The sequence below is a fragment of the Streptomyces sp. NPDC030862 genome, from assembly GCF_055571835.1.
This window is the reverse complement of record NZ_JBVIEN010000003.1, coordinates 131902-147613: the sequence shown is the minus strand read 5'-3', so window position 1 is coordinate 147613 and position 15712 is coordinate 131902. Positions and strand designations below refer to the sequence as shown.

Annotated in this window: 11 protein-coding genes; 6 read left to right on the top strand and 5 right to left on the bottom strand. The window is 72.9% G+C overall.

Going from position 1 to position 15712, the window contains the following annotated elements; translation table 11 throughout:
* Nucleotides 1-9: 9 nt before the first annotated feature.
* The 5 genes from ACZ42X_RS08850 to ACZ42X_RS08830 all read left to right on the top strand — a co-directional run bounded on the left by ACZ42X_RS08850 (nucleotide 10) and on the right by ACZ42X_RS08830 (nucleotide 9160).
* Complete coding sequence (locus ACZ42X_RS08850) at nucleotides 10-1527, top strand: cytochrome ubiquinol oxidase subunit I (protein ID WP_468285963.1); 1518 nt, start codon at nucleotides 10-12, stop codon at nucleotides 1525-1527.
* A gap of 32 nt (nucleotides 1528-1559) precedes the next feature.
* The gene (gene cydB / locus ACZ42X_RS08845) at nucleotides 1560-2564 is read left to right on the top strand and encodes a cytochrome d ubiquinol oxidase subunit II (protein WP_468285960.1); all 1005 of its coding nucleotides are present in this window, start codon (nucleotides 1560-1562) and stop codon (nucleotides 2562-2564) included.
* Between the two features lie 22 nt (nucleotides 2565-2586).
* Nucleotides 2587-6252: a thiol reductant ABC exporter subunit CydD gene (gene cydD / locus ACZ42X_RS08840; RefSeq protein WP_468285957.1), complete on the top strand. Its 3666-nt coding sequence runs from the start codon at nucleotides 2587-2589 to the stop codon at nucleotides 6250-6252.
* A 37-nt stretch (nucleotides 6253-6289) separates the two neighbouring features.
* Nucleotides 6290-7822 (top strand): sensor histidine kinase, encoded by a 1533-nt coding sequence (locus tag ACZ42X_RS08835; protein WP_468285954.1) that lies wholly within the window; start codon nucleotides 6290-6292, stop codon nucleotides 7820-7822.
* A gap of 213 nt (nucleotides 7823-8035) precedes the next feature.
* On the top strand, nucleotides 8036-9160 hold the full coding sequence (locus tag ACZ42X_RS08830) for a M23 family metallopeptidase (protein ID WP_468285951.1): 1125 nt from the start codon (nucleotides 8036-8038) through the stop codon (nucleotides 9158-9160).
* Nucleotides 9161-9179: 19 nt separating this feature from the next.
* Here the strand turns inward: ACZ42X_RS08830 and ACZ42X_RS08825 are convergent, their stop codons facing one another.
* A complete protein-coding gene (locus ACZ42X_RS08825) occupies nucleotides 9180-10040 on the bottom strand; it encodes an HAD family hydrolase (protein WP_468285948.1) in 861 nt (286 codons plus the stop codon).
* A gap of 209 nt (nucleotides 10041-10249) precedes the next feature.
* Here ACZ42X_RS08825 and ACZ42X_RS08820 point away from each other — a divergent pair, with 209 nt between their 5' ends.
* Nucleotides 10250-11149 (top strand): LLM class flavin-dependent oxidoreductase, encoded by a 900-nt coding sequence (locus tag ACZ42X_RS08820; protein WP_468285945.1) that lies wholly within the window; start codon nucleotides 10250-10252, stop codon nucleotides 11147-11149.
* Between the two features lie 12 nt (nucleotides 11150-11161).
* Here ACZ42X_RS08820 and ACZ42X_RS08815 read toward each other — a convergent pair whose 3' ends face one another.
* The 4 genes from ACZ42X_RS08815 to ACZ42X_RS08800 form a co-directional block, all read right to left on the bottom strand.
* Complete coding sequence (locus ACZ42X_RS08815) at nucleotides 11162-11710, bottom strand: RNA 2'-phosphotransferase (protein WP_468287430.1); 549 nt, start codon at nucleotides 11708-11710, stop codon at nucleotides 11162-11164.
* Between the two features lie 188 nt (nucleotides 11711-11898).
* The gene (locus ACZ42X_RS08810) at nucleotides 11899-12834 is read right to left on the bottom strand and encodes a MerR family transcriptional regulator (RefSeq protein WP_468285942.1); all 936 of its coding nucleotides are present in this window, start codon (nucleotides 12832-12834) and stop codon (nucleotides 11899-11901) included.
* Nucleotides 12835-12890: 56 nt separating this feature from the next.
* Complete coding sequence (locus ACZ42X_RS08805; RefSeq protein WP_468285940.1) at nucleotides 12891-14663, bottom strand: SDR family oxidoreductase; 1773 nt, start codon at nucleotides 14661-14663, stop codon at nucleotides 12891-12893.
* Nucleotides 14663-15508, bottom strand: coding sequence for a M24 family metallopeptidase (locus ACZ42X_RS08800; protein ID WP_468285938.1), 846 nt, complete (start codon nucleotides 15506-15508; stop codon nucleotides 14663-14665). Before ACZ42X_RS08800 ends, ACZ42X_RS08805 begins: the two co-directional genes overlap by 1 nt.
* Between the last annotated feature and the right edge of the window lie 204 nt (nucleotides 15509-15712).

Sequence of the window (15712 nt, the reverse complement as noted above, 5' to 3'; positions counted from 1 at the left end):
GAAGATGTCGTGGACCTGGCTCTGGCGCCAGAGACCCTGGCGCGGTGGCAGTTCGGTATCACTACCGTCTACCACTTTCTCTTCGTTCCGCTGACGATCTCCCTCGCCGCCCTCACCGCGGGTCTTCAGACCGCCTGGGTGCGGACCGAGAAGGAGAAGTACCTCAGGGCGACGAAGTTCTGGGGGAAGCTCTTCCTGATCAATATCGCGATGGGTGTCGTCACCGGCATCGTGCAGGAGTTCCAGTTCGGCATGAACTGGTCCGACTACTCGCGCTTCGTCGGCGACGTCTTCGGCGCCCCGCTCGCCTTCGAGGCGCTGATCGCCTTCTTCTTCGAGTCGACCTTCATCGGTCTGTGGATCTTCGGCTGGGACAAGCTGCCGAAGCGGATCCACCTGGCCTGCATATGGATGGTCTCGATCGGCACGATCCTGTCGGCCTACTTCATCCTCGCGGCCAACTCCTGGATGCAGCACCCCGTCGGGTACAAGATCAACGCTGCCACCGGGCGGGCCGAGCTCACCGACTTCTGGCTGGTGCTCACCCAGAACACCACCCTCACCCAGGTCTTCCACACCATGTCCGCGGCCTTCCTCACCGGCGGCGCGTTCATGGTCGGCATCGCCGCCTTCCACCTGGCCCGCAAGAAGCACGTGCCGGTGATGCGCACCTCGCTGCGGCTGGGCCTGGTCACCGTCGTGATCGGCGGCATGTTCACCGCGATCAGCGGTGACTTCCTCGGCAAGGTCATGTACGAGCAGCAGCCGATGAAGATGGCCGCGGCCGAGGCCCTGTGGGACGGCGAGAGCCCCGCGCCCTTCTCGGTCTTCGCGTACGGAGACGTCGACAAGGGCCACAACAAGGTCGCCATCGAGGTCCCGGGCCTGCTGTCCTTCCTCGCCCACAGCGACTTCGAGTCGTACGTCCCCGGGATCAACGACACCCAGGAGGCGCTGCAGGAGAAGTACGGTCCCGGCGACTACCGGCCCAACATCCCCGTCGCCTACTGGGGCTTCCGCTGGATGATCGGCTTCGGCATGGCGTCCTTCTCGCTGGGCCTCCTCGGGCTGTGGCTGACCCGGAAGCGGTTCCTGCTGCCCGAGCGGCTGCGGACCGGCGACGACGAGGTGCCGAACCTCGTGCTCTTCCGCACACCGCTCAGCGCCAAGTTCACCAAGCTGTACTGGCTCGTCGCCCTGTGGACGCTGGCCTTCCCGCTGATCGCCAACTCCTGGGGCTGGATCTTCACCGAGATGGGCCGCCAGCCCTGGGCGGTCTACGGCGTGCTGCGCACCCGCGACGCCGTCTCCCCCGGTGTCTCCCAGACCGAGATCCTCATTTCGATGATCGTCTTCACCGCCCTGTACGCGGTGCTCGCCGTGGTCGAGGTCAAGCTGCTGGTCAAGTACGTCAAGGCCGGACCGCCCGAGCTGACCGAGTCCGACCTGAACCCGCCCACGAAGATCGGCGGCCACGACCGGGGCGCCGGTCAGGACGCCGACCGGCCGATGGCCTTCTCGTACTGATGGCCCTTCACTCAAGGACTGGGAGCTGAGGCATGGAACTCCACGACGTCTGGTTCGTCGTCATCGCCGTCCTGTGGACGGGCTACTTCTTCCTGGAGGGATTCGACTTCGGAGTCGGTGTCCTCACCAAGCTGCTCGCCCGCAACCGGGTCGAGAAGCGGGTGCTGATCAACACCATCGGGCCCGTCTGGGACGGCAACGAGGTGTGGCTGCTCACCGCCGCCGGTGCGACCTTCGCCGCCTTCCCGGACTGGTACGCCACGCTCTTCTCCGGCTTCTACCTGCCGCTGCTGCTCATCCTGGTGTGCCTGATCGTGCGCGGTGTGGCCTTCGAGTACCGCGCCAAGCGGCCGGAGGAGCGGTGGCAGCACAACTGGGAGCAGGCGATCTTCTGGACCTCGTTGATCCCCGCCTTCCTGTGGGGCGTGGCCTTCGGGAACATCGTGCGCGGCGTGAAGATCGACGCCACCAAGGAGTACGTGGGCACGCTCGCGGACCTGTTCAACCCGTACGCTCTTCTGGGCGGGCTCGTCACCCTGACCCTGTTCACCTTCCACGGCACGGTCTTCACCGCGCTGAAGACGGTGGGGGACATCCGGGTGCGGGCGCGCAAGCTGGCGCTGACGCTCGGGCTGATCACCGCCGCCCTCGCCCTGGCCTTCCTGAGCTGGACGCAGGTCTCGCGGGGTGACGGGTCGAGCCTGGTGGTGATGGTCGTCGCCGTGGTGTCGCTCATCGGTGCGGTCGTGGCCATCAAGGCGGGGCGCGAGGGCTGGTCGTTCGCGCTGTCCGGCGTCACGATCGCGGCCACGGTCGCGATGTTCTTCCTGACCCTCTTCCCGAACGTCATGCCGTCCTCGCTGGACCCGCGGTGGAGCCTCACGGTCACCAATGCGGCGTCCAGCCCGTACACGCTCAAGATCATGAGCTGGTGTGCGGCGATCGCCACGCCGCTGGTGCTGCTGTACCAGGGCTGGACGTACTGGGTGTTCCGCAAGCGCATCGGTACGCAGCACATCGCCGACGCCGCTCACTAGTCGCTTGTAGGGAATGTTTCACGTGAAACCGATCGACCCGCGCCTGCTCCGGTACGCCCGCGCCACTCGCCTCTTCCTGGCGGCGGTGGTGGTGCTCGGTCTGCTCGGCGCGGGTCTGGTCGTCGCCCAGGCGATGCTCATCGCCGAGGTGGTGGTGGGCGCCTTCCAGCGCGGGTTGGGGGCGTCCGACCTGACGACGCCGATCCTGCTGCTGGCGGCGGTCGCGGCAGGGCGGGGGCTCGTGTCCTGGCTGACCGAGCTCGCCGCCCATCGGGCCAGCGCGGCGGTCAAGTCCGAGCTGCGGGGGCGGCTGCTGGAGCGGGCGGCCGAGCTGGGGCCGGGGTGGCTGAGCGGGCAGCGCGTCGGGTCGCTGGTGGCCCTGGCCACCCGGGGCGTGGACGCCCTCGACGACTACTTCGCCCGGTACCTGCCGCAGCTCGGGCTGGCCGTGGTCGTCCCGGTGGCCGTCCTCGCGCGGATCGTCACCGAGGACTGGGTGTCCGCGGCGATCATCGTGGGCACGCTGCCGCTGATTCCGGTCTTCATGGTGCTCATCGGCTGGGCCACCCAGGCCCGGATGGACCGGCAGTGGAAGCTGCTGTCCCGGCTCTCCGGGCACTTCCTGGACGTGGTGGCGGGGCTGCCGACCCTGAAGGTCTTCGGACGCGCGAAGGCGCAGGCCGAGTCGATCCGGACGATCACCTCGGAGTACCGGCAGGCGACCGTGCGGACCCTGCGGATCGCCTTCCTGTCGTCGTTCGCCCTGGAGCTGCTGTCGACGCTGTCGGTGGCGCTGGTGGCCGTCGGCGTCGGCATGCGCCTGGTCCACGGGGATCTGGACCTGTACACGGGGCTCGTGATCCTGGTCCTGGCGCCCGAGGCGTATCTGCCGCTTCGGCAGGTGGGGGCGCAGTACCACGCGGCGGCGGAGGGGCTTTCGGCCGCGGAGGAGATCTTCGACGTCCTGGAGACCCCGGTGCGGGCGGGGGGCACGGGCGCCGTGCCCGCCGGGCCGGTGCGCCTTGAGCTGGACGCCGTGACCGTACGCCACGCCGGGCGCGCCGAGCCCTCGCTCGACGCGGCCTCCCTGGTCGTGGAGGAGGGCGAGACCGTGGCCCTCGTCGGGCCGAGCGGGGTCGGGAAGTCGACGCTGCTGGATGTGGTGCTGGGCTTCGCGGAGCCGGTGGCCGATGGCGGCCGCGTTCTGGTCGGGGGCGTCGAGCTCGGGTCGCTGGACCTGGAGCGGTGGCGGGAGCAGGTGGCGTGGGTGCCGCAGCGGCCGTACCTGTTCGCCGGGACCATCGCGGAGAACGTGCGCCTGGCCCGGCCTGACGCGGACGACGCGGCGGTCGCGAGGGCACTGCGGGACGCGGGGGCGGCGGAGTTCGTCGACGCGCTGCCGACGGGGGCCGGGACCGTGCTGGGCGAGGACGGCGCCGGGCTGTCGGCGGGGCAGCGGCAGCGGCTGGCGCTGGCGCGGGCGTTTCTGGCGGACCGGCCCGTGCTGTTGCTCGACGAGCCGACGGCGGCGCTGGACGGGGAGACCGAGGCGGGGGTGGTGGCCGCGGTGCGGAGGCTGGCGGCGGGGCGGACGGTGCTGTTGGTGGTGCATCGGCCGGCGCTGCTGGAGGTCGCGGACCGGGTGGTGGGGCTGCGCGGCTCTTCCCCCACCCCTCCCCTTCCCGTAACCGGGGCTCCGCCCCGGACCCCGGAGGAGAGGTTCTTCGTGGGGGCTGACGCCCCCGCGGGCCCCGGCGCGGGCGGCAGCGCGGGCCCTTCGGGCCGCGTGGCGGCGGAGGCGGCTGCTGCGCGCCGCGAGGGTGGCGTGCCTGTGGCTGTGCCTGGGGGTGCGGGGGCGTCGCCCACAGCTCCGGGCGTGGCTCCGGGCGCGGGCGCTGCGGGTCGTGAGGGTGGCGTGTCTGGTGGTTCGGGTGCTGCCGTGTTGCGGCGGATTCGGGGGATGGCTGCCGAGTGGCGGACGCGGCTGTGGGTGGCGTTGGGGTTGGGGAGTCTGGCACTGGGGTCGGCCGTCGGGCTCATGGGAGTGTCCGGGTGGCTCATCTCGCGGGCCTCGGAGCAGCCGCCCGTGCTGTACCTGATGGTCGCCGTGACGGCGACGCGGGCGTTCGGGATCGGGCGGGCCGTGTTCCGGTACGCCGAGCGGCTCGTGGCGCACGACACCGTGCTGCGGGTGCTCGCCGACGTGAGGGTCGCCGTGTACCGGAGGCTGGAGCGGATCGCGCCCGCCGGGCTGCGGACGGCTCGCCGGGGTGACCTGCTGTCGCGGCTCGTCTCCGACGTGGACTCCCTCCAGGACTACTGGCTCCGGTGGCTGCTGCCCGCGGGGACCGCCGTCGTCGTCGGCGCCGGGGCGGTCGGGTTCACGGCGTGGCTGCTGCCCGAGGCGGGAGCCGTCCTGGCGGCCGGGCTCCTGCTCGCGGGGGTGGGCGTGCCGCTGGTCAGCGGTGCGACCGCTCGGCGGGCCGAGCAGCGGCTCGCGCCCGCGCGAGGGGCTCTGGCCGTGAGCGCCGTCGACCTGCTGCGCGGGTGTGCCGAGCTCACGGTGGCCGGAGCCCTCAAGGGGCGTGCGGAGCGGGTGCGCGAGGCGGATGCCGCGCTGACGCGCATCGCCTCCCGGCAGGCGTCCGCCACCGCGCTGGGCGGCGGCCTCTCCGCGCTGGTCACCGGCCTGACGGTGGCGGCGGCCGCGCTCGTGGGCGTGCAGGCGGTTCGGGACGGTCGGCTCGACGGCGTGTCGCTCGCCGTCCTCGTCCTCATCCCGCTCGCCGCGTTCGAGGCCGTCATCGGGCTTCCGCTGGCCGTCCAGTACCGCCAGCGCGTCCGGCGCGCCGCCGAGCGGGTGTACGAGGTGCTCGACGCGCCCGTCCCCGTACACGAGCCGGAACAGCCGGCGGCAGCGCCCGAGGGGCCCTTCCCGGTCGAGGTGCGGGGACTCTCCGCGCGGTACGCCGGACAGGAGCGGGACGCCCTCGCCGGCTTCGACCTGCGGCTGGAGGCCGGACGGCGGGTCGCCGTCGTCGGGGCCTCCGGGGCGGGCAAGACCACCGTCGCCCAGGTCCTGCTGCGGTTCCTGGACGCCCGCGCGGGCACGTACCGGATCGGGGGCGTGGATGCGGGCGCGCTCGACGGCGACGACGTACGCCGCCTCGTCGGGCTGTGCGCCCAGGACGCCCACATCTTCGACAGCACCATCCGGGAGAACCTGCGCCTGGCCCGTCCGGGCGCGAGCGACGACGAACTGCGCCGTGCGCTGGACCGGGCCCGGTTGCTGGAGTGGGCCGACGCGCTGCCGGACGGCCTGGACACGCTGGTCGGCGAGCACGGCGCCCGGCTCTCGGGCGGTCAGCGCCAGCGGCTCGCGCTCGCCCGCGCGCTGCTGGCCGACTTCCCCGTCCTCGTACTGGACGAGCCCGCCGAGCACCTCGACCTGGCCACCGCCGACGCGCTCACCGACGATCTGCTGCGCGCCACCGAGGGCCGTACGACCGTACTGATCACGCACCGGCTGCACGGCCTGGAGGCGGTGGACGAGGTCGTCGTCCTGGAGGACGGCCGGATCGTGCAGCGGGGGCCGTACGCCGAACTGGCCGCCACGGAGGGGCCGCTGCGGCGCATGCGGGAGCGGGAGCAGGCGGCCGATGCGCTCCACGCGGCGGCACGTGCCTGACTTTCGCCCCTAAAAGGGACTTATTACGCTCGGGTCCATGACGGATCCTCGCGTGCCGCGGCTGCTGGAGGCCATGCGGTCGGTCGGCACCGGGCTGGAACTGGACGCCACCCTGGAGCGGATCTGCCGGACCGCCGCCGAGCTCGCCGACGCGCGGTACGCCGCTCTCCGGGTCCTCGACGAGGAGGGCGGGGGCGGCCTGGCCGCCCTCGTCGAGTACGGCGTACCGGACGGCTCGCCGCCCGCGTCGCACCCGCCGCAGCGGACCTTCCTCCGGGTGCCGGTCCGTGTCCAGGGCGAGGACTTCGGCACCCTGTACCTGGCGGGGAAGCGGGGCGGTGGTGAGTTCACCCCGTCCGAGCTGCGCATGGTGCGCGTTCTGGCCGCCGAGGCGGGGATCGCGATCGGCAACGCCCGGCTCTACGAGGCCGCCCGACGGCGTGAGCGGTGGATCGACGGGTCGGTCGCCGTCACCACGGCCCTGCTGTCGGGCGGCGACACCGACGACGCGCTCGCGGTCGTCGCCGAACAGGCCCGGCGGCTCGCCGACGCGGCCGCCGGAGTCGTGCTGCTGCCCGCGGACGAGGGCCTGGAGGTCGTCGCGGTCGACTCCGACGAGCCCGAGGCCGGCAAGGCGCTGGGCGTGGTCATCCCGCGCGGGAGCCCGGTCGTCGAGCGGCTCCTGACCGGGGAGGCCGTGTACGTCGGGGACGCGGCGGGCGACCCGCGCATGCGGGAGGTCAACGCTGCGCTGGCCCGGCCGTACGGGCCGGGCATGCTGCTGCCGCTGTGGAGCGGCGGCCGGGTGCTCGGCGCGCTCGCCACCCCGCGCGCGCCCGGCGCCCGCCCGTTCACCGGCGCGGAGCGGGCGCTGGCGGCGCGGTTCGCCTCCCAGGCCGCGCTGGCGCTGATGGTGGCGGAGGCCCAGCGCGACCGGGAGCGGCTCGCGGTGTACGAGGACCGGGACAGGATCGCCCGTGACCTGCACGACCTGGTCATCCAGCGGCTGTTCGCGACGGGGATGACGCTGGAGGGCGTCCAGCGCGGCTCGGCGGTACCCGCCGTCCGCGACGGCGTGGCGAAGGCCGTGGAGGAGCTGGACACCACCATCCAGGAGGTCCGCACCGCCGTTTTCGCGCTCCAGCAGGGACCGGGCGAGGCGCCGTCCGGGCTGTGCACACGCGTGCTGCGGGAGATCAACGCGGCGGCCGTACCGCTGGGCTTCAAGCCCTCGTACCGCTTCGTCGGCCCGGTGGACGCGGCGGTCGGCGAGCTGACCGGCAAGAACCTCATCGCCGCGCTGCGCGAGGCGCTGTCCAACGCCTTCCGGCACGCGCGGGCGCGGCACATCGAGGTGGTGGTGGACGCGACGGCGAGGCTGGCGGACGGCACTGAGGGCGTACGGCTGACCGTCGCCGACGACGGCGTGGGCGTCCCGGAGGGCGGGCGGCGCAGCGGCCTGCGGAACCTCGCCCGGCGGGCGGAGTCACTGGGCGGCTCCAGCCGCCTGGCACCGGGGCTGGGGGCGGGCGGCGGCGGTACGACGGTGGTGTGGGAGGCGCCGCTGTAGGAAGCTGCCGGAGCAGGCCGCTGGAGCAAGCCGCTGTCGCGCACCCCTGTTGTGCACCCTGCGGCGCGCCCCTGTCGCGCACCGCCGTAAACCGGCGCTGTACGCCGGTGGGGCGGCGCGGTAGGCCGGGTGGGCGTACGGGCGTAAGCCGGTCGGCGGTACGGGACCCTTCGGGTCCACGGGAACCGGGGGCCACGGCGTCACCATCCCAGCATGGTTCTCCGTCCCCGCACGGCCGCCGGCCGCCCGTTGCTCGTGCTGGTGGTGGCCGTGCTGGTCCTGCTGCCGCCGCCCCCGCAGGCCGCCGGGCACGAGCGGCATGAGCGGCATGAGCGGCACGAGCGGCACGACGGTCCCGTCGCGGCGGGGGCCGAGGTGGCGCGGCTGTACGAGGAGGCGGGGCGGGCCACCGAGGCGTACGAGCAGGGCAGGCGCGCGGCCGCCGCGCAGCGGGCCACGGCCGCCCGGCTCCAGGAGGAGCTCGGCGAGAAGCGGCGCGAGGTGGCCGTCCTGCACGACCGGGTGGGCGAGGTCGCCCGGCTGCAATACCGCACGGGTGGCTCCCTCGCCCTGACCGCGCGGCTGCTGCTGGCCGACGACCCGAACGAGGTGATGACCGCGCAGCGGCTCGCCGGACAGGCGGCCCGGTCCGTCAACCGGCTCATGGAGCAGGCCGGCGCGGCCGAGCGCCGCCTCACGGTCGCCGAGCGGAACGCGCGTGCAGCATGGCACGCGCTGGACCTGCGCACCTCCCGGCTCGCGGCGGTCAAGCGGGAGATCGAGGCCCGGCTGGAGCAGGCACAGCAGCGGCTCCACGCCGAGGCGCAGCGCAGCGTGGCGGCGGGCCGGTGCCGGGGCGCGGTACGGATCGACCGGCGCGAGGGGAAGGCCGCGGCGGCCGGAGGCCGTGGCGCGCGCGGCAGAGGCCCCGCCTGGGTGGCGCCGGTGGCGGACTACCGGCTGTCGGCCCGGTTCGACAGCGCGGGCGGGCGCTGGTCCCACCGCCACACGGGCCAGGACTTCGCGGTGGAGCTCGGTGAGCCGGTGCGGTCGATCGGCGCGGGGCGGGTGCAGTCGGTGTCGTGCGGGGGCTCCTTCGGCATCGAGGTGGTCGTACGGCACGAGAACGGCTGGTACTCGCAGTACGCGCACCTGGCCGCGCCGGGCGTGGGCAAGGGCGAGCGGGTGCGGACGGGGCAGTGGATCGGGCAGGCGGGGACCACGGGCAACTCGACGGGGCCGCACCTGCACTTCGAGGTGCGGCTCACTCCGCATTACGGCTCCGCCGTCGACCCGGTGCGCTGGCTGCGCGAGCACGGGGTGCGGCTGCGCGAGTGACCTCGCGGGGTGCGGGGGTTCAGACGCCCGCGAGGATGGACTCGATGACGACGGCGACGCCGTCCTCGTTGTTGGCGGCGGTACGGCCGGAGGCGGCGGCGACGACGTCCGGGTGGGCGTTGCCCATCGCGTACGAGCGGCCGGCCCACGTCAGCATCTCGATGTCGTTCGGCATGTCGCCGAACGCGACGACCTCGTCGGCGGAGATGCCGCGTTCGGCGCAGCACAGGGCGAGGGTGCTGGCCTTGGAGACGCCGAGGCCGCTGATCTCCAGCAGGGCGGTGGTGCTGGAGCGGGTGATGGCGGCGCGGTCGCCGGCGGCGGCGCGGGCGAGGGCGAGGAAGCCGTCCGGGGTGAGCTCGCTGTGGTGCGCGAGCATCTTGAGGATGGGCGCGCCGGTGCCGGGCTCGTCCTCGTGCAGCAGCTTCTCCACCTCGGCGACGGTGGCGCCGGCGTCGATGAAGACGGGGGTGTACTGCGGCTCGTGGTGGAAGCCGGTGGTGAGCTCGACCGCGAACGCCGTGCCGGGCGCCTCCTTGCGCAGGGCCCGGACGACGTGGAGGGCGGCGTCCCGCTCCAGCGGGCGGACCTCCACCAGCCTGCCGCCGGCGTGCAGGTCGACGACGGCCGCGCCGTTGGCGCAGATCGCCAGGCCGTGGCCGTGGACATGGGCGGCGACGACGTCCATCCAGCGGGCCTGGCGGCCGGTGACGAAGAAGACCTCGATCCCCGCCTCCTCGGCGGCGGCGAGCGCGGCGACCGTACGGTCGGAAACCGACTTGTCGTCGCGCAGAAGCGTGCCGTCCAGGTCGGTGGCGATCAGGCGGGGACGTCTGTGATCCGTCGGCCGCGGTCGGGGAGAGGTCGCTGAGAAGGTCACCGTTCCATTGTCCCGTACCCGATGCACGGTCGTGCGGGCATATGCACATGTGAGCCACCGGGATTGGCCGAGAGTGACCGGACGGCGACGGAAGTTGTCCATGGGGCGGGGGGAAGGGGCGTGGCCCATGAGGTGGGGCAAAGGGGCGGGGCCGCGGGTGGTTGCCCGGGGCCGGAGGGAATGTCAGTGGTGCCACGTAGGGTCGTCGTATGCGCCTGAGTACCGTGATCCTTCCGTACCGCCGCTGGCACGAAGGCGGCCGCGACGCGTGGCTGCGGGCCGAGCAGCTCGGCTTCCACGCGGCGTACACCTACGACCACCTCTCGTGGCGGGTGCCCTTCCGTGACGGTCCCTGGTTCGGCGCGATACCGACGCTGACCGCGGCGGCCGCGGCGACCGGGCGGATGCGGCTCGGCACGCTGGTCACCTCGCCGAACTTCCGGCATCCGGTCACGCTCGCCAAGGAGCTGATCACCCTCGACGACCTCTCCGGCGGCCGCGTCACGCTCGGCATCGGAGCGGGTGGCATCGGGTTCGACGCGACGGCGCTGGGGCAGGAGGCGTGGTCGCCGCGGGAGCGCGCCGACCGCTTCGGGGAGTTCCTGCCGCTGCTCGACCGACTGCTGAGCGAGGACACGGTCACGCACGAGGGCCGGTTCTACTCGGCGCGCGAAGCGCAGAACATCCCCGGCTGCGTGCAGCGGCCCCGGCTGCCGTTCGCGGTGGCGGCGACCGGACCGCGGGGCCTGAAGCTCGCGGCGCGGCACGGCCAGGCGTGGGTGACGACCGGTGACCCCAAGCTGGCGGAGACGGGCACGCCCGAGGACTCACGGGAGGCGATACGCGGGCAGCTGGAGCGGCTCGCCAAGGCGTGCGCGGACGTCGGGCGGGATGTGGCGGAGCTGGACAAGGTCCTGCTGACCGGGTTCACGCCGGAGGGCGGCGCGGTGCTGGAGTCGGTCGACGCCTTCGTGGACTTCGCGGGGCGCCATCGAGAGCTGGGCTTCACCGAGATCGTCGTCCACACGCCGATCCCGGAGACGCGGTTCGCCGCCGACCCGGCGGTCTTCGAGCGCATCGCGACCGAGGCGGCCGCGCAGCTCGCCTGACCATCCGGCGGCTCAGCCGGGGAAGCGCAGGTACGCCGGGGGCACGGCGTCGGTGAGCCACACGCCGTTGGCGGTCACGTGGAAGACGTGGCCGTCGCGCGCCATGGCCCCGGCGTCCACGCTGAGGACGACGGGCCGGCCGCGCCGGGCGCCCACGCGCGTCGCGGTCTCCCGGTCCGGCGACAGGTGCACGTGGTGCCGCGCCATGGGGCGCAGGCCCTCGGCGCGGATCGCGGGCAGCGCGCGGGCGACGGTGCCGTGGAAGAGGTACGCGGGCGGCGTCGCCGGCGGCAGGTCGAGGTCGACGCCGACCGTGTGGCCCTGGTTGGCGCGGATCCGGTCGCCCTCGCGGTCGATCGTGAAGCGCTGCTTGTCGTTGACGGCGACGAGATGCTCCAGCTCGGCCCGGCTGATCCGTACGCCGTGGTCGGCGGCCGCTCGCAGCAGGTCGTCGATCCCGACCCAGCCGTGCGGGTCGAGGGTGAGGCCGATGCGGTCGGGCTGGTGGCGCAGGTGCTTCGAGAGGTACTTCGACACCTTCACGATGCGTCTGTCGTCCATGCCGTACTCGCTGCCCGCGTCGTACAGACCGCCCGGGCCTCCTGTGCCGTCCACGCCATCCATGCTCGCAGCGTGTCAGGGATCACGCACCTCTTGCCACAGAAATTACGGTCGGTAGGTTTGATCCACAGCCAACACCGCTTTTCCACAGAGGAATTGACGAATCTGTGGACAACTTACCTTGTTCCTCAGGGGGATTGGCCAACTCCATTACTTTTGCGGTGGTTTGCCGCAATTGAGTCCAATGTCCGTGCGGCGACCTCACGTTCGGCGGCCGCAGCGATGAACGCGGGAGCGTTCTCGGGGCCGACCAGCTTGTGTACGGCGCGAATTGTGGCCGCGGGCAGCGGTACCGCCCTGGGCTCCTCGTCCGGCGGAGGCGCGGTGTCGGGCGCGAGGTGCTGCTGAAGGTGGCGGGTCGCGAACGTCCGCATGGCACGCGCCAGTTCGGCGTCGACCGTCTGCTGGGCGAGCGGACGCAGCCGCCGCACCAGGGTCGCCGCCTCCGCCGCGTCCGCGTCCGTCGGCGGCCGGTGCTCCAGATAACGCGCGAAGACGTGCTCGGTGGTGAACTCCAGGAAGCGGTGGGCTATGTGTTCCACCTGCCCGCGAAGTTCCCGCAGGTGTCCGGCGATTGCCAGCAGCGGGACCCCGGCGGCGTACAACTCCGCGGCCACGGCCAGCTCCTGGGGGCTCGGTACGACGAACTCGTCGTCGCGCCCGGGGACGCGTTCGAGCACGCCGAGCTCGACCGCCTCCTCCACGGCGCGCTCGTCCGGCGTGCCGCCGAAGGCGGCGTCCAGCTCGGCCCGGGTGATGCGGTCCGCCTTCTCGTCGGTCCACGGACCGTTCACCTCCGCGACCAGCCCCAGCACCCCGCCGAGGCCCCGGCCCGCGTCCCACGCCTCCAGCAGCTCCTTGATGGAGGCGAGCGTGTAGCCGCGGTCCAGCAGGTCGGCGATCTGCCGGAGCCGGTTCAGGTGGGCTTCGCCGTAGACGTTGGACCGCCCACGCCGCTCCGGCTTCGGCAGCAGTCCCCGGTCCTGGTAGGCGCGGATGGTGCGGACCGTGGCCCCGCTGCGATGCGCCAGGTCCTCGATCCGGTACTCGGCCCGCTCGTCCACATCCGCTCCCTCACTGCCCGGACCCTCTCGCGAGGGATGGTACGACCGGCCCCGGACTACACCGGAGGCTTCACCCGGGCCAGCGCCCGCAGGCCGCGGGGCGCGAGGCGGGAGAGCAGGTGGGCGCCCCGGGCCTCCGGGGTGACCGGTACCACCGCCCGGTTCCCGGCGACGGCGCGCAGGATCGCGTCGGCGACCTTCTCCGGCGGGTAGTTGCGCAGCCCGTACAGCCTGGCCGTCCGCTTCCGGCGGCGCTTCTCCTCGTCCTCCGACACCCCGGCGAAGCGCGCGGTGGCGGTGATGTTGGTGTTCACGATGCCCGGGCAGATCGCCGTGACCCCGATGCCCTGCCCGGCCAGCTCGGCGCGCAGGCACTCGCTGAGCATCAGCACCGCCGCCTTGGACGCGCTGTACGCGGGCAGTTCGCGGGAGGGCTGGAAGGCGGCCGCCGAGGCGATGTTGACGATGTGGCCGCCCTGGCCCCGCTCCGCCATCTGCCGGCCGAACAGCCGGCAGCCGTGGATGACGCCCCACAGATTGACGTCGAGGACCTTCTTCCAGTCCTCGCTCGTCGTGTCGAAGAAGGAACCGGCCATGCCGATCCCGGCGTTGTTCACGAGCACGTCCACCGTGCCGTACTCGGCGGCGACCTTCTCGGCGAGCTTCTCCATGGCCTGCTCGTCGCTGACGTCCACCACCTCGGCCCAGGCCCCCGGCGCCCCGATCAGCCGCGCCAGCTCGGCCGTGCGGGCCGCGCCCTCCGCGTCCCGGTCGACCGCCACCACCCGCGCGCCCGCCTCGGCGAACGCGAAGGCGGTGGCCCGCCCGATGCCGCCCGCCGCACCGGTGACCAGGACCAGCTGCCCGCCGAACCGGTCGGCGTACGGCCGCCCGGAGGCCACCGGGTCCGGCAGCTCGGCACCCTGGTCCCGCTCCTCGTGGGCCGTCACGAACTCGGTGATCCACGCGGCCAGCTGGTCCGGCCGGGTCCGCGGCACCCAGTGCTTGGCGGGCAGGGTGCGCCGCACCAGCCTCGGGGCCCACGCGCCGAGGCCGTCGTAGAGCCGCTCCGACAGGAAGACGTCACCGGTCGGCACGATCAGCTGCACGGGCGCGTGGGCGTACGCGTCGGAGCGCGGGTGCCGCAGCCGGGCCCGGACGTTGTCCCGGTACAGCCAGGCGCCGTGCGCCGCGTCCGAGGGCAGGGACGCGGTCGGATAGCCGGTGTCCGGCAGCCTCTCGACGCGGCGCAGGAGCGCCGGCCACCGCTTGCCGAGCGGCCCGCGCCAGGCCAGCTCCGGCAGCTTCGGCGTGTGCAGCAGGTACACGTACCAGGACTTGGCGCCCTGGCCGAGGAGTTGGCCGACCCTGCGCGGGGTGGGCCGGGTCATGCGCTGCTTGATCCAGTGGCCGAAGTGGTCCAGGGACGGGCCGGACATCGAGGTGAAGGAGGCGATCCGGCCCTCGGTGCGCTTCACCGTGACGAACTCCCACGACTGGACCGAGCCCCAGTCGTGCCCGACCAGGTGCACCGGCCGGTCCGGGCTGACCGCGTCCGCGACCGCCAGGAAGTCGTCGGTGAGCTTCTCGAGCGTGAACCCGCCGCGCAGTGGCTTCGGCGCGGTCGACCGGCCGTGGCCGCGTACGTCGTACAGCACGACGTGGAAGTCGTCGGCGAGCCGGGACGCGACCTCCGACCACACCTCCTTGGAGTCCGGGTAGCCGTGGACCAGCACGACCGTCGGTCGTGACGGGTCCCCCAGCTCGGCGACGCACAGCTCGATCCCGCCCGTACGGACCCAGCGCTCCCGCGCGTTCAGCGACGTCATCACTCACCCTCCGCCCAGCGCCGCACGTGCGGCAGATCGTCGTCCAGCCAGAACGCGCTCTCCTGCGGGTCCCGCGAGTCCGTGACCACCAGCAGCTCCTCGAACTTCGCGCCCGTCCCCCGGAAGCCGAGGTGCGGCTCGACCGCCCACAGCCCCGGCCGCGGCGGGTGGTCGGAGAACCGGTACGGGGACCACAGCGGCGACCAGCCGTCCCGGTGGCCGTGCAGCGCGTCGCTCGCCAGCCCCTTCAGCGACTGCGTACCGAAGCCGAAGAGCGTCGGGGACCAGCGGCGCTCCTTGACCCGGTCGACCTTGTGGGCGATCACGCCGAAGGGGTAGGCGCGGTGCCGGTTGGCGTACCCCTGCCGCACCATGAGCCGGTCGACGTCCTCGTAGATCTCCCGCAGCGGGCGCCGCTCGCGCACCTCGCGCAGGATCAGCTCACGGTGCTCGCGCAGGTCGGCCAGGAGCTTGTCGTGGACCGGGTTGAGGCCGAGGCAGCCCGAGTACCCGATGTCGGCGGTGAAGCCCTTGTACACCGGCGCCATGTCGAGGATGAACGGCATCCCCGCCTCCAGCCGCCGTTTCGTCGGGAAGAACTGCAGCGGTATCCGGAAGTTCACGAACGCCGTGCGGTCGCCGAACCAGGCGAACGGGAGGTGGAACCAGTCCCGTACGCCCCGCTCGCGCAGCCACGCGCGCTGCATCTGCGCCGCTTCGCGCTCGGTCACGCCCGGTTGAAGCCGCGCGGCGACCGCTTCGGCGCACTCGTACGCCAGGCGCTGCACTTCCCTGAACCCGCGCAGCTCTTCCGTGGTGCGTTCAGCTGTCCCAACAGAGCCCATGCCACCAGTCCGTCCCGTGTGCGGTGCGATATGCGCGCTACGCGTCCGTAACTTGACACTGATGAATGTGACAATGCCCGGCGGCTGCGTCAAGGGTCGTGCACCGCCTGTGGAAAACCGCGCACCCCGGAGCCACGGCCCGACTCCGGTGCCAGGCCCCTACGGGCCCGTACGCCTTGAGTCGGACACCGATCCAGCCGCCAG